General features: G+C 60.7%; 13 protein-coding genes. 2 read left to right on the top strand and 11 right to left on the bottom strand.

The window, feature by feature from the left end; genetic code table 11:
- Nucleotides 1-12 precede the first annotated feature (12 nt).
- A complete protein-coding gene (locus ACYQ2I_RS05340; RefSeq protein ID WP_460165965.1) occupies nucleotides 13-1788 on the bottom strand; it encodes a coiled-coil domain-containing protein in 1776 nt (591 codons plus the stop codon).
- 448 nt (nucleotides 1789-2236) lie between these two features.
- On the opposite strand from ACYQ2I_RS05340, the gene ACYQ2I_RS05335 reads away from it, so the two are divergent.
- Together ACYQ2I_RS05335 and ACYQ2I_RS05330 are read left to right on the top strand one after the other, a co-directional pair.
- Nucleotides 2237-3907 (top strand): efflux RND transporter periplasmic adaptor subunit, encoded by a 1671-nt coding sequence (locus tag ACYQ2I_RS05335; protein WP_460165964.1) that lies wholly within the window; start codon nucleotides 2237-2239, stop codon nucleotides 3905-3907.
- 62 nt (nucleotides 3908-3969) lie between these two features.
- A complete protein-coding gene (locus tag ACYQ2I_RS05330; RefSeq protein ID WP_460165963.1) occupies nucleotides 3970-5253 on the top strand; it encodes a prenyltransferase/squalene oxidase repeat-containing protein in 1284 nt (427 codons plus the stop codon).
- Nucleotides 5254-5369: 116 nt separating this feature from the next.
- Here the strand turns inward: ACYQ2I_RS05330 and ACYQ2I_RS05325 are convergent, their stop codons facing one another.
- The 10 genes from ACYQ2I_RS05325 to ACYQ2I_RS05280 form a co-directional block, all read right to left on the bottom strand.
- Complete coding sequence (locus ACYQ2I_RS05325; RefSeq protein ID WP_460165962.1) at nucleotides 5370-6464, bottom strand: type II secretion system F family protein; 1095 nt, start codon at nucleotides 6462-6464, stop codon at nucleotides 5370-5372.
- 94 nt (nucleotides 6465-6558) lie between these two features.
- On the bottom strand, nucleotides 6559-7461 hold the full coding sequence (locus ACYQ2I_RS05320) for a type II secretion system F family protein (protein WP_460165961.1): 903 nt from the start codon (nucleotides 7459-7461) through the stop codon (nucleotides 6559-6561).
- A gap of 5 nt (nucleotides 7462-7466) precedes the next feature.
- On the bottom strand, nucleotides 7467-8852 hold the full coding sequence (locus tag ACYQ2I_RS05315) for a TadA family conjugal transfer-associated ATPase (RefSeq protein WP_460165960.1): 1386 nt from the start codon (nucleotides 8850-8852) through the stop codon (nucleotides 7467-7469).
- A gap of 72 nt (nucleotides 8853-8924) precedes the next feature.
- Nucleotides 8925-10049, bottom strand: coding sequence for a Flp pilus assembly protein CpaB (gene cpaB, locus ACYQ2I_RS05310; protein ID WP_460165959.1), 1125 nt, complete (start codon nucleotides 10047-10049; stop codon nucleotides 8925-8927).
- Between the two features lie 182 nt (nucleotides 10050-10231).
- On the bottom strand, nucleotides 10232-10729 hold the full coding sequence (locus ACYQ2I_RS05305) for an A24 family peptidase (RefSeq protein WP_460165958.1): 498 nt from the start codon (nucleotides 10727-10729) through the stop codon (nucleotides 10232-10234).
- Between the two features lie 50 nt (nucleotides 10730-10779).
- A complete protein-coding gene (locus tag ACYQ2I_RS05300) occupies nucleotides 10780-11052 on the bottom strand; it encodes a hypothetical protein (protein WP_460165957.1) in 273 nt (90 codons plus the stop codon).
- A gap of 64 nt (nucleotides 11053-11116) precedes the next feature.
- Complete coding sequence (locus tag ACYQ2I_RS05295; RefSeq protein ID WP_460165956.1) at nucleotides 11117-11431, bottom strand: hypothetical protein; 315 nt, start codon at nucleotides 11429-11431, stop codon at nucleotides 11117-11119.
- A 155-nt stretch (nucleotides 11432-11586) separates the two neighbouring features.
- Entirely contained in the window at nucleotides 11587-11943 is a 357-nt protein-coding gene (locus ACYQ2I_RS05290) for a hypothetical protein (protein WP_460165955.1), read from the bottom strand.
- 639 nt (nucleotides 11944-12582) lie between these two features.
- Complete coding sequence (locus tag ACYQ2I_RS05285) at nucleotides 12583-12939, bottom strand: hypothetical protein (protein ID WP_460165954.1); 357 nt, start codon at nucleotides 12937-12939, stop codon at nucleotides 12583-12585.
- A gap of 550 nt (nucleotides 12940-13489) precedes the next feature.
- Nucleotides 13490-14734, bottom strand: a complete 1245-nt coding sequence (locus ACYQ2I_RS05280) for a hypothetical protein (RefSeq protein WP_460165953.1) — start codon at nucleotides 14732-14734, stop codon at nucleotides 13490-13492.
- Nucleotides 14735-14926 lie beyond the last annotated feature (192 nt).

The following is a 14926-nucleotide window of genomic DNA, read 5'->3' as shown; positions in this document are numbered from 1 at the left end:
GACTGATCGGAATCACGTACCGACCGCACGCAGCGACTCGACGCCCTGAAGCCGGGCCTCGAGTCGCTTTTTTTCGTCCTCCAACTCGAGGCATCGGGCCTCGGTCTCCTGCAATCGATCCCGCAGACGGCGCAGTTCGTCGACAAGCTCGGCTTCACGTCGCACGAACCAGTCCGCTCGCCGAAGGATTTCTTCTTCGCGGATCGCGAGTTCCTCTTCGGCCCGAGCCCGTTCGGTCCTCACCTGTTCGAGTTGCTCCCGCAACTCGTCCCGTAACAAAGCCATCTTCTGCAAGTCGCTTTCACTCTTCTCCCGAATCGCGCGGTACTGCTCGTTCAAGCGAGCCCGAATAGCCGCCAATTTGCGTGCGACCACGGCAGGCGGCGCGGAAGCCGACAACTCCACTTTGGCCTCTTCCACGGCCAATTGAGTTTCCAGCGTGCGCCGATGCATTTCGAGCAATTCGCCGCGTAAGGCCTCGAGTCGTTGCTGTGTGCGATCCAGTTGCGCCGCGCGTTGTGAGAGTTCCCGCTTGGCCGCTTCGATTTCCTCGAGGGCACGATGCTGTTGGAGGGCAATTTTTCGTCGCTCGCTCCGCAAGGTTTCTTCCTGTCGTTCGCGATCTTCCATCAGCTCGCGCCGCAATTGATCCAGGTGAAGCCGGCTTTCTTCCAAGCGGGTGCGGGCCTGGACCATCTCGCGTTCTTGCTTTGCCAAGGCATATTCACGGCGACGCAGCTCGGCCTCGCGCGCCTCCAATTCCGCCGCCCGACTCACGAGTTCCGGCGGTGTTTCGCAGATCGCCTCCCGTTTCTTCGCCAATTCGCGTTCAACCGCCTCGCGATAGGTCTGCACGCCTCGCATCATGTTCCGCACGAGCGCGGCGGACGCCTCCCGATGCGCGTCGATTTGCTGGCGTTGGAAGGCGAGCCGATTTTGTTGCCGCTCCAATTCCCTTTCGCGTGCGGCAAGTTGCGCTTCGCGCTCGGCAAGACGGCTGCGAACCGTTTCCTCTTCGCCGGTCAGCTCGGCCCGCTTCCGTTCGATCTCTTGCTCGGCGGTCGCCAGAGCTTTCTCCCGCGTGTCGAGAGCGTGTTCGCGTTGGGCGAGTTCGTCTCGCAGAATCGCCAATTCCTCACGTTGTTCGCGGGTCTGTTCAGCGGCCAGGCGGTCGGCCTCGCCGAGCATGCGATCGACTGCCCGCAATTTTTCGCTCAAGGCGTTTTCAGCCAGTGCGAGTCGCTCGATTTGCCGTGTGAGTTGCGCGTCTTTTTCGGTCAGTTCTTTCTCCCGGCCGGCCAACTCCTCTTCACGCTCGGCAAGCGATTCTTCGCGCCGCAACAGTTCGCCTCGCGCGAGGCGGACCTCCTTTTCCCATTCGGCCAGTCGCGCGTTCAGTTCGGCCTCGCGACGATCGATTTCCAGTTGCCTGCGGTGCAACCATTCGGCAAGTTGCTTCGCTTGCGTACGGATACGCCGTGCCCGCACGTCGTCGGCTTCTCCGACTTCGGCGAGTGTCAGGGCTTCGAGATCTTCCCAGCTAAACTCCTCTTGCGTGCTCTCGTGCCCGGGGGGCGCTGCTACGGCAGGCGATTCGGCGGGGGGTTCCAATTCATCCTCTGAAGGTTCGACCGGCGGCTCGATTTCGTCGGCCGCAGGTTGATGCGGATGAGCCCCGCGCGCCGGGCGGTGGGGGGCATCCAACCGGGCCCCGGGAACAGGGCGTTCATCTCCTGCGTGCTCCTGTTCGTGCCTTTTTTGCTCCCCCTTCGAGGTGGATTTGCTCATTTCGTCCAGCCTCATCTCGAGCCATCAGCTTCGTTCCGCCCCACCACGGGCGGGTATAGCCGAAAAACGGCGTAACGGCGCACACGCGGCGCAGTGCGTTACACTCGCACTAATCGGCAAATCTTCCCGATTCACTCCAATCTAACCCTGACAATTGGCCCGATCCCCGCAGAATATCGCCAAAAAAGAATTCCGGATTTCGTGACTCTAACGCCCAGGAAAGATATGATGATTGGCTAACCCGGAAAAGTTTTTCCGGAGAAGTTGTAACCGTCGCCCGATGTTCTTGTGTGTTCATAAGAGTGTCGTTGGGCGTCGGGAATGACATTTCCGAGCCGTTTGTTGGCATTGCACACAATCCAAACTACTGTTGAATACACACCCTTTTTCGCGTCTTACCGCGTCCGTCGGCGCGGTTGTTTCTGTATCCCTGGGAGGAAACTGATCGATGGCTCAGAGGGCAACACGACTGGGTAGCGTTGTTTTTCACGGTTTGATCGTCGCCACGTTGATCGGAGTGCTGTCGATCGGCACGTCCGCCATCGCCAAACCGAAAAAGCAGGCCCAAAAGGAGGTCTCGGCGCCCGCAGCCGAACAGGCCGACGACGCGAAACCGGAAACGGCAGAGGCAAAGCCCGCCGAAGACAAATCCCCCGAGGCAGAGAAGCCGGCCGAAGAGAAGCCGGCCCAACCTCAGCCTGCTGAGAAAGCTACCCAACCGAGCAAGCCGTCGGGCACGACGAGTTCGAGCAGCTCGTCGAGTTCGAATCGGTACACGGTCAAGTCCAAGACGCTGAAGATCGTCAAATCGTACAAAGCGACGTTCGTTCCGGCGGAAGCCGAGGAAATCGTGCTCCGCCCCAAGGCCTGGAGCACGCTGCGGGTCGAAGAGGCCGTCCCGCACGGTCGTTCCGTCCGGAAAGGCGAGGTCATCCTGCGACTCGATACCGAGGCCATCGATCGCGCCATCGCCGACCAAAAGCTCGCGCTCGCCTCGCAAGAGTTGAGTCTGAAAGAGGCGACCGAGCTGCTGAAGATCATGGAACGCACCGTCCCCTTCGATCTCGAATCGGCCCAAATCGCCCACCGGCAATTCACCGAAGACTACCAACAATACCAGGAAAAGGACCGCGAGCTGTCCATCCGTAGCGCCGAGATGAGCCTGAAGTCGGCTCGTGAATCGCTCGAGTATGAAGAAGAAGAACTCCGCCAATTGGAGAACATGTACAAGGCCGACGACCTGACCGAGGAAACGGAGGAGATCATCCTCAAGCGGCAACGTGCGGCCGTCGAACGGGCGCGATTCTACTACGAACTGGCAAAACGCCGGCACGAATTGTTCCAAGAGTTCGACCTCCCGCGAAACGATCAGGCCTGGGAACGCGACAAATTCCGCCAAGACGTATCGCTGCAACGTTCCCAAATCAGCCTTCCGGTGTTGCTCCAGCAGCAACGCATTACCGTTGAACAACAGAAAATCGCCTTGGAACGGGCCAAGAAGAAGCTTGACGAACTCGTTGCCGACCGGGAGTTGATGGTCGTCACCGCGCCGTGCGACGGAATCGTGTACTACGGCCGATTTTCCCACGGCAAGTGGGATGGTGCGTCGACGAAGGAGAGCAAGCTGGTTCCGCTCGGCACGCTGACGGCCAACGATGTCGTCATGACGATCGTGCCCGAGCGTTCGAACGTCGTTCAGTTCACCGTGTCGGAAGCCGATCGTCGCTGGATCGAAAAGGGCCTGGAAGGCACGGCAACACTCACGATCGATCCGCACACCGTGTTGCCGGTCGTGGTAACCGAAACAGCCGATGTGCCCATCAGCGCCGGACAATTCGAAACGCGGGCCGAGGTCGATTTGCCGCTCAAGTCGCCGGTCGTTCCCGCCATGACGTGCTCGCTGCGATTCGTGCCCTATTACGCCGAAGACGCTCTCGTCGTTCCGTCGAAGGCCGTCTTCAGCGAAGACTTGGACCCGAGCGCCAAGTACGTGTACGTCGCCGGTGAGGACGGCAAGCCGCAGCGTCGAGACGTCAAGGTCGGCGAGCAATCCGGGGAAGAAATCGAAATCCTTCGCGGCCTGCGCGAAGGCGAGGTGATTCTCACCAGTAAGCCGTAGGAATAGACGGCGGTACCGGTTTCTCCCCGTTTCGACCGGTGTTTATCAAGGAGACTCTGACCGTGTCCTACCGCACGCAGCGGCAAGTTTCGGCCTGGTGCCGCCTGGTATTTGCGGGCGTACTGACCTTCGTTCTATGCGGCTATTCGCAGGCGGCAGCCAAGAAGGAAAAGGTCGGATCGGGCGACAAACACGACGATGTCGCCGCCACGCCGCACGAGGCCGACGGTCCGGCCAACCCGTACGCGTTAAGAGGCCCGAAACCCGAGCCGGTTCCCGCCCCCGACCGCAAAGCCATCGACATGGCGATCCGCCGGGGGGTCGATTTCCTTTTGGAGCATCAGAACCCCGAAGGTTCGTGGGGCTCGGCGCGACGGACGAAGGGGTTGAACATCTTCGCCCCGGTGCCGGGCGCGCACTACTCCTTCCGTACGGCCGTCACCAGCCTGTGCATTTCGGCATTGATCGAAAGCGGCGATCCACGTGACGAGGTCGACGAGGCGCTGAACCGCGCAGAAGAGTGGCTGGTCGACTTCCTACCACGGGTACGGCGCAACGCCCCCGACGCCGTATACAACAACTGGGCGCACATCTATTCGATTCAGGCGCTCGTCCGGCTGATTCGACGGCACGAAGGCGAACCGAACCGCATCGCGATCCTCAAGCAACGGCTGCGGGAACAAATCGGCATGCTCGAACGATTCGAGTGTGTGTCGGGTGGATGGGCGTATTACGATTTCGATCAGCGCACCCAGCGGCCCGGCAGTTCCACGATCAGCTTCGTGACTGCCGCGGCGTTGGTCGCGTTGCATGAAGCCGAGGAGGTCGGTGTCGACGTCCCCGATCGCCTCGTCGAGCGGGCGACGGCGTCGATCTTACGCCAACGCCGACCCGATTACAGCTACTGCTACGGTGAGTACCTGAAGCTCAGCGGAGCACACCCGGTCAACCAGCCGGGCGGCAGTCTCGGCCGCTCGCAGGCGTGCAACATCGCCATGCGGTTGTGGGGCGATACGACGGTCAACGACGCCGTGTTGAAGACCTGGCTGGATCGTCTCTTCGCCCGCAACTTGTGGCTCGATATCGGACGAAAGCGGCCCGTGCCGCACGAATCGTATTTCGCGGTGGCGGGCTACTTTTACTACTTCGGGCACTACTACGCGGCGTTGTGCATCGACGCGTTACCGGCCAAAGAACGACCGTTCTACCAAGACCATCTGGCCACCATCCTGCTCGACAAGCAGGAAAGCGACGGTTCATGGTGGGACTACCCGTTCTACGATTACCATCAGCCGTATGGCACGGCGTTCGCCCTGATGTCGCTCGTTCGCTGCCGACATCGCTAGAGCGCCGAACCGCTTCGAAAGACAAACCGACAACGGCCGACCGCTCCCCGTATTGCGAGGGAAGCCGTCGGCCGTTTCGTTCAGGCGCACCGAAAAAAGTCGGGGAAGCAAGCGTCTCAACCGGCGTTGTCGGACATCGCGTTGTCCGACGCGGCGGGAGCGATATCGGCCCGCTGATCGAGCAGGTCCATCGTCTCCAGAATCGAGTTCGTGCCGAAGGTGGCACCGGCAGGCGCGGTCGTCGAAGTGGGCGACGGAACGAAGAAGTCACGCAGCTCGAGCATGGCCGGAGCCGTCAACAAGATCAATGCCGCCGGTGCGAGACAGAACAAGATCGGGAAGACGAGCTTCACCGGCGTCTTGTTCGCCCGCGTATTCGCCATTTGACGCATCGCCGTTCGCAGATGGTCGGCCTGTTCGTTCAGGTTTCCGGCCAACTGGGTACCCAACTGCGACCCACGAAGCAAAAGCGCCGTCAATTGTCGAATCTCGGGCAGATCGACCCGGCGGGTGAGATCGGCCAGGGCCATCTTCAGACTACCGACCTCGGTCTGGCGTTTGACGATCCGCAGTTCTTCGGCCAGAGCCGGATAGGCGTCGAGCTGCCCCGCAACGTGGTCGAGGCTTTCCAGCAAGCTCAAGCCGCCGGTGGCACACATGCTGAGCATGTCGATCGTGTCGGGCAATCCGGCTCGAATTTGCTGCATTCGCGAGCGTTTGCGGAAGAACACGTACAAACGCGGGATGATCGACAACGCCGCCGCGCTGATCGCACCGACAATCAAAATGTGCCACGTGTAGGCATCGTCGGCCAGCACGGCGCAAATTCCGGCAATGACCAACGGCGTGAACAACAGCAAGAACCGTAAGGCGTAAATCGTATTCTTGGCAGCCGGATGGTACAAACCGGCCTGCCGCAGCAAGAGCTGGAATTCGCGCGTTTCTTTCCCCGATTCGGGAATCTGCGCGGCCAGGGCGGGCGTCAAAGGTCCGAACGCCCCCGGGTCGTCCATGTCGGGATCTTCCAAGGGGACGGGGCTGAGATGCTCTTGGTCTTCGGTCTTCGGTTGCGGACGGCGGAGCCAGATCCACATACCCAGCCACGCCCCGCACACCACCGTGACGAAGGTTGCTATCGACAGCCCCCATTCGGCCCACAAAGCCGAAAGCGTTTGCAAATCGATCATCGCCAAGTTCATCGCGTTTACCATGATTGCCGCTTCTCGCTCACGTTTTATGGATTCGGCATTCGACTACGTAACAGAGCGGTCGACGCCGTCGAAGTCTCGCAGCTTTCCGATCGATTCAGTACTTGACTTGCAGAATCCGCCACACCCACACGATGCCCAATACCTGAAGGCAGGCGGCAACGATCAACAACGTGGGACCGATCGGGTGACTCAGGAACCGCTCCAGGTATTCCGGTCGGGTCCATCCCAACACGCCCAAGGCGACGAGGGTGCCGACCGTCAATCCGACCACCGACAGGCGGCTACCGGCGGTCACCGCGGCGACGTGACCTTGGAATTCGGCTCGGTCCCGAGCCGATCGAGCCAGCCGCTGCGCCAGCAGGGCCAAATCGCCTCCGGTCTTCCGATGCACCAGCACGGCCGTGGCGAAAATCCGGAATTCAGGAATAGGGATTCGGCGGGCCATTCGCTGCATGACGCTGACCGGGGGATACCCCAACTCGAGTTGCGAAGCGCACCATTGGAATTCGAGCTTCAGCGGGCCGGTGGTTTCTTGCGCCACCATGCGTGCGGCACGCTCCAACGGCAGCCCGGCGCGAATACTGTCGGCCATGTATTCGAGCGCCTCGGGGAGCACCTTTCGCAAGGCCCGTCCGCGACGCCATGCGCGAAACTTCCACCATAAGATCGGCAAACCCGCTCCCAGAATCGTCCCCGCCATCGCCCCGGGAAGATTCTCGAACAAGATCAGCGGTACGGCACAACCGACCAGCGCGCCGCAGGCGACGATCAGGCTCGCCGTTTGACGGTCCAGTTGCGAGCCGGCCGCCTCGAGCAGCAAGTAGAAGGCTTCGTCGACGCGGCTTTTGGCCTCCTTTTCGGGCGGCACGTAGACGAAATCGTCCTCGGAATCGTCTTCGCGTTTGCGGCCGCCGAACACGCCGGAAAAGAACGTGGCCAGCGACAGTAACAGCGTCGTCACCGCCGCGAATGTCAGGATGATGTTCAACGTCGTCATGAGCCTCATACCTCCTGCGCCACGGCCTGGGGCCCCGAAAGAATCCGCTCGGCAAACAGGGATTCGTCCAGCTCGATCCCCTGCTCGTCTAAGCGTCGCTTGAATTCGGGCACGTTTCCGGTCACGTAGAACTCACCCTTGGCCTTGCCTTCGGCATCGACACCGCGCTGACGGAACCCGAACAGCTCCTGCATGCGGTATTCACCGTTCTCCAGGCCCACGATCTCGGAGATTCGCATCACGCGGCGCACTCCGCCTTTCAGACGTGCCAAATGCACGACCAGCGTGATCGCCGAGGCGATGTACTTGCGAACGACGGGAACCGGCAGGTCGAAACCGGTCATGCCGACCATCACTTCCAAGCGGGAAAGCGCGTCACGCGTATCGTTGGCGTGAATCGTCGTCAACGATCCCTCGTGGCCGGTGTTCATCGCCTGAAGCATATCCAGGGCCTCTTCGCCGCGGACCTCGCCGAGAATGATGCGGTCGGGTCGCATGCGCAAGGCGTTGCGGACCAAATCCCGCGGTCGAATCTCTCCGCGTCCTTCCGAGTTCGCAATTCGCGTTTCGAGGCTGACCACGTGCTTGCGCTGCAATCGCAGCTCGGCCGAATCTTCGATCGTCACGAGACGTTCTTCGGCAGGCACGAACGCCGAAAGGACGTTCAGCAACGTGGTCTTACCGGAGCCGGTTCCGCCGCTGATCAAAATGTTGATGCGTCCCTCGACGGCCGCCTTGAGAAGACGAACCATCTCCGGAGCGATCGATCCGAACGCCAGCAGGTCCTCGACTTTCAGCCGTTCGTGACCGAACCGGCGAATCGACAACACGGGACCGTTCAGGGCCAACGGCGGAATGATCGCGTTCACGCGGGAGCCGTCGGGCAACCGGGCGTCGACCATCGGGTTCTGCTCGTCGATCCGACGACCGACCCGCGACACCACCCGCTGAATGATTTGAATGAGGTGGTCTTCGTCGGCGAAGACGGTGTTCGTTTCCTGGAGGCGTCCCAGTCGCTCGACGTAAACCTCGTCGGGGCCGTTGACCAAGATGTCGGTCACGTCGGGATCTTGCATGTACGGTTCGAGCGGTCCCAAGCCGAACGATTCGGCCATCAACTCGTCGATCAAGCGATCTTCGTCGATGTTGGCCAAGATCTCCGGCCGCGCCCGGAACAAGCTCTCGGCCAGGTTGCGAATGTGGTTCCGCAATCGTGCCTCGTCGAGCTTTGCCACCCGCGACAGGTCGAGCGACTCGATGACCTCGCGATGAATACGGGTCTTCAGCCGCTGGAATTCCGTCTCGTAGCGTTCGCTGCCGGCAGCTTCAGCGGCGACGGCATGTCCGCCGTGGGTCGAAACTGCGTCAGGTTTGCGTCGAAGGAAACTCATCGTGCTCGTCCGTCTATTGATCTGGTGACAGGAGAAAGAGAGAAGCGATGTCGCAAGGTCGAAGCGAAGATCTCATTCGCCGGCGACCGTATCCGCCTCGATGCGAACGTTCACAACGCGCCCCTCGACGGGAATCGAAGCCGACGCTGCGGGGGCCGGCGTAGGCTGCGGCTGCGACCGCAGTTGCTGCTCGGCCGCCTCTTTGGCCTTCTTCTTTTCGCAAGCCGGACAATCCGAGGTCGGAATCTCTTCCTCGTTCATTACCGGAATCACGGCTGTCGGGGCTTTCCCTTCCGACACGAGCGTCGCATTCTCGGCCTCCAAGATCTTCGACGAATCGAAGGTCACCTGCTCGACCGAGTTCCCTCGCCACACTTCGATCGTGCGGGTTACGACCTGCTTCGGCTGCGGAAGCGGCTCGGGCTCGATGGGCGAAATACCCAACAGGTCAAACGTGTTGACCAGGTCTTTCTCGTCGCTCAAGTCGGCCTGAACCACCTCGTTTTCGCTTTCAGCCAGGTTCTCCAGGGAGCTGCACAGCGTCACGCTGAGGTCACCGTACTTTTGCGCGAGGATGAGCTTGTTCGCTTGCTCCGGCGTGACGGCCAGCGTCACGTTCCGCAGGTTTCGCGGCCGGTCTTCACTGGCGGGAAAGCGATTTTCACTGGTCGCCAAGACCCGCACGCGACGCAACAACGTCATGGTCGCCAAACCGCCGATTTCGGGACGATCGCTCTTCACTGTCAAGTTCACGTCGACGAGACTTTCGGGCTGAATCATCCCGTTGAGCGCCGAACCGGCATCGACCGCCAGCGTGACGGCCCGGTAGCCGGGCGGAATCCGCTCGGAAAGCATCGGCACTTCGCCGACCGCGTACAAATCGGCGTCGCGGATCGGCTGCCCGGCCAGAATCGTTTCCCGCACCAGGCGGAACAGCGCCCGCGACTTCAGTTGCAAAGCCCCCTCGGGCACCTTGTCGACGGGCACGCGAACGACGTCGACGTAATCGTCGAGCACGCGGGCGTACTTCGGCAGATTGATCTTGGCTACGACGACGGTCGCCGTTTCGGGTTGCGGTTCCGGCGGCGCCGCGACGACTTCTTTCTGGTTCAGATGACGAACGGCGTAAGCGGCTGCCAATCCGACCAGGACGGCAAACACGACAAACGTCACCATTGCAGGCGTGATACGTTTCATGGAAGAACGTCTCCTCGCTTTCGGAAGGCGGGTCGGCCTCGCTTCTCAAACGGCCGAAGCTCGCCGAAACCCTCGCGACATCGAATTTCGTGGGTATCCTGTTTCTCGTGTCGATTCCGTTCCGAACGGGCGATCCTTCCAGGTGTTTCGTGCAATTGCCGTGCCGTGGGGCAGCGACAAGTTCAAAAGCCCCCGCGGAGCGCCAACCACGCCAAGACCAGCCACGATCCCAAGGCCAAGGGAATCGCAAACGGCAAGGCCTTGCGGGGCTTGGCCGATGCGTCGACTTCCGCCGCCGATGTTTCTCGTTTCACCGCGGTCAATCCGCCCGCCAGCACCGTCATCAAGGCCAAGAAGCTGCCGACGAACGCGCTCACGGCAAAGGCGATCAGTACATAGAACGGTCCCAACCAGCTTCCCAGGGCCGCCAGCAACTTGACGTCGCCCATTCCGCCGCCGCCGAAAATCCACGGCAACAGCAACAGGGCGAAACCGACGCCGAATCCGCCCAGGGCGAACAACCAGCCCTCGCCGGTGGGAAAAAAGCCGTGATACAACACGCCGGTAACGGCCGCAGGCACCGTGATGTAATTGGGGATGCGGTGCATCCGCCAGTCGGTCACGGCCGCAGCGGCAGTCATCAGAATCACGGCGATACCAAGGACGATCATGGGAACCATTACCTGTGTTTCCTGTTGCAAACGCGATGCCGTCGGATGGAAAACGCGGTTCAGGGACGTCCTCGCTGCACTTGAGGTGCCGGATCGTCGTCTTGCCAACTGCCGTAGCACCCGGCTTCGGGTAGGCCTTCCGGCGGTTCGGTGTGAAAACTCTGGTCGATTGAGATGACGGCTCCGGCCACGTCGCCCATTTCGTCGACCAAGGCGTCGCGAACGGCCGTGTATCCACCGATCACACCGATCACCAGCAGCGTGATCAGTACGATCCATTCAAACGACAAGGCCCCGCCGTCTTCGGTCCAAATGCGTTTCAGGTAGTTCAAGGCTCGTCTCACTTGTTGCCGAAAGCCCACAGTCAGCGTCCTCTACCGTTGCCGAAGTTCGACATCACGGATGGCCCACCGGCCCTTGGTCCGGTTTCCCGGAGGTGGGTCGATTCTGTTTCACGTTCGGGGTTTGATCGTCGAAGCCGAAGGCGTTTCCCCAACCGGTCGCATCGGCTTTCACCTCGTACGACTGATCGATGTGAATGACGGCCTCAGCCACGTCGCCCATCTCGCTGATCACGGCGTCGCGGACGGCCGAAATGCCGCCGACGATACCGATCACCAGCAACGTGATCAGCAAGATCCATTCGAAGCTCAACATGCCCGCGTCCTCTCGGACAGCTTTGACCAGCCAGCGTTTACAAAGCGATTTCATCGTTCGATTTCCGTGAAATGGACTCGTCGATCGGTTCCGCTCGAAGAGAGTGTCGTCGAAGTCGGAAGGCGGGCTCCGCAGCAGCATGGCGACTGCCGCGGAGCTGCTTCCGTTGGACGGTCCGGAACGTCTCCGAACCAAGACGGGGAGGAACATCAAAGCCCGGGATCTTCGACGTCGTCGCCGCAATCGCCGATCGGACCTTGGTCCTGGGCGATGTCGCCGGCGACCAAACGACCTTGATCCATACCGGCGGCGTCGTTGTACGCCGAGTCGCTGGCACCGTCGACCACGCAGTCGGGCACCTGGACATCCCACGGATGCGAGATGGTGTACGACTGGTCGAGCGACACGACGGCCTCAACGACGTCACCCAGCTCGGTGATCACCGCATCGCGCACGGCACTCAAACCGCCGACGATGCCGATCACCAACACGGTGATGAGGAGGATCCATTCGAAGGTGAGGACACCTTCGTCCTCCCGCCAAACACGAGACAACACACGCTTCACTTCGTCGCTCCTTTATGAAGGACAACGAAAAGGGAACCACGACCGGCCATCCCGCGACCGGTCCACGATGCAGACTTGTCCGCTCGATCGCTCGCGATGCCGGAAGCCGAAGAATGCGCCTCCGCCGACCGCCGAGCACAGGACGAGAAGATAGACAAGCTCGGCAAAATAGAGAGCACAAACCGTGCCATTCCGCCCGGGCGGGCAAGAATTGGTCGCAACTTGCTAAACTACAAGGAGTTACGGATCCCCGATTGATTGGCAAAGCGGCGGCCAGCCGTTGTGCGGAGGCAACATGTTGCCGAAGAACAACACGAATCCACGAGCGCTGGTCCGATGTTGTTTCGCCCGTTGAACGCCGCAACGTGACGTCGTTACGACCCGCACAAAGACGTTAAGGAAACGAAACGCGCACACCGAAACACGATTCCGCCGCCGTCTCGGTGATCGAGGAACCGTCTCGTCCGGTGCGCAAAACGAAGTCCGCCGACGAGGCATTCACCCCATCGACGGACCCTCGTTTCCTAGCCACAGGCGGTGGCAAGGAGGGATTGGTTTGTCGACGCGCCCCTGATCAGGGCGAGTTGTTCTCGGCAGGCCGTTACACCGTCCGAATCGGACCTTGCCTGCCGCGTTCCATTACAGGAACGGATTTTCGATGTCCGGATCGCAATCGCCGATCGGGCCTTGGTCTTGGCCGATGTCGCCGGGCACCAAGCGGCCTTGATCCATACCGGCGGCGTCGTTGTAGGCCGAGTCGCTGGCACCGTCGACCTCGCAGTCGGGCACCTGGACATCCCACGGATGCGCGATCGTGTACGACTGGTCGAGCGAGATGACCGCTTCGACGACGTCGCCCAACTCGGTAATGACCGCATCCCGCACGGCGCTCAAGCCGCCGACGATCCCGATCACCAGCACGGTGATCAACAGGATCCATTCGAACGTGAGGACGCCTTCGTCCTCCTTCCAGACGCGACGCAACAGGTGACTCACTGAGGAACCCTCCAATAGAAACAAGGGAAAGGATGTAGGCGAAGCCACGGACGAGACATTCGCCGTAGGAAAAGACCGATTACCGGGGGGTATTGAGCAAATGCCATGCCATACCACCCCGGATTTCCGGCAAGCGCTCGCCAGCCTTCCCAAGTTCCTATGCGACGACAACTTGCGACATCGTATATTACCTATTTTGCCTCCTTGAATTGCAATCCCCCCAATTGCAGTTTCACCGAATTAACATGTCGCCCAACACGATTAGCGCATTGCAAAACCCATTTAACATTCGGCCTCGCCGACGCCCAATGTTGCGTTCTCCGAATCGTGCCGTCGTGTGAAACACACTGCACGAAATGCTGTTTTCCGCTTGCGGCCATGCTCGCAAAAGGCCACAGGAAACACCGCACCGTTGCCGCAAGGCAACACTCGCAGCCGAGGTCAAAACGATTTTCGACCGACGGGACGGATCAAACCGGCCCCAATCGATAAACGGCCGCCTTTTCGGCGGCCGTTGCGCGATGATGTTCGCTTGGTTTTCCTCAGCCGGTCACCAGCGGGTATCGAAGCCCAGGGTCAGCCCTTGGAAAAACACGTACCCGTTGTCGTTGACTGTGGGGGTGTCGGGCAGCCGGTAGTCGACCTGTTCGGGAGCCAAGGCCATGCCGACCAACCATCCCATGTCGAAACCGGCATGCACCGTGATGAAGTCGGTCAACCGATAATCGGCGAAGATGCCGACCTCGCCCATGAACGCCGCGCCGTCGTTCGACGCGTACCCCTGGTAGCCGGTGTTGTTGAGCTCGTAAATGTCGGTGAACTGGTCGGACCAGTTGATCATCGGTGCAGCCTTGACGGAAGCGCCCCAGCGCAGGCGGTGTTTTCGCACGGTCAGGATCGCTCCGGCCTGAAGCCCGAACATGTCGTTGTGTGTGCGGATCGCAGCCTGACCCCACAACGGCGTCGTCCCGTTGACGTCCGTCAGAAAGCCGCTACTGGTGAAAATGTACCCCTCGTCCAGCGACATTCCTCGGAACCCGAACAACCAGGTCAGGTAAGCGCCTTCCCGGCAACGACGCTGCCACCGGCCGTTGGGCAACATGGCCATGCGGTCTTTCCCGCCGCGAGGCTCGATCACGAGGTTCAGTTCGAAGTTGTGGATGTTCGACCGATAACGCATCTGTTGCCACGTCGCATAGTCGAAATCGGTACGATACTCGGTAAACAAAGAACCGCCGGTAAAGGTGTTTCCGTTCAGATCGTAGCTGACGGTGGTTCCCTGGGCGGTCTCCATCGCCGACCATTCGTTCAGCCCCCAGTACACGAACTCGACGTACTGGTTGTGATTGCCGATGTCGGTTCCCAGATACCGCCGCACGCGGGTTTCGTACCCGGCCGCCACGTCCAAATTGAACATCTTCGTCGTCAGCACGTCGTCGTTGTTATAGTCGAACGACAAGGTGGCGCGGCGGGGCCGCGAATGACTCCAAATACGGGAACCGTTGTACCACGTCCACAGGGGAGGTGATTGGAGACTGTCACCGCAAATCTCGCAAAACGGCGACACCGGTTCGCGAACGGGTTCGGCCCCCTTTTCGATCTGATCCCACTCCCCTTCGACCCATTGGTCCGGCACGTCATTCGCCGCGGGATCGGGTGGGGCCTCGAACGAAGCCGGCAAAATGTTCGCATCGAAAAAAGGAAAACCGGCGGCTGTAGCGAATCGCGAGCCCCACATCACGACCCCGGTCGCGACCAGGATCAGCATCCAATTGCGGTAATTCTTCCGGTGCACCTCGGCAAACCTCCGTGCAGAGCCGACGCGGGATCCGACGGGCGGACGATGCCCGCATACGATGGTTCCTCACGACATGGGTAATCGGCCCAGAATCGCCGCTACAACAGGAATATTTCGCAAAACCGGCAAAGTTTCCCACGAACAACACCCCAGTCACCCCACACCTCCCGTTTTAAATACCGGGCTGCC

The organism is Thermostilla marina (assembly GCF_054657455.1).
This window is presented reverse-complemented; position numbering and strand designations above follow the sequence as displayed.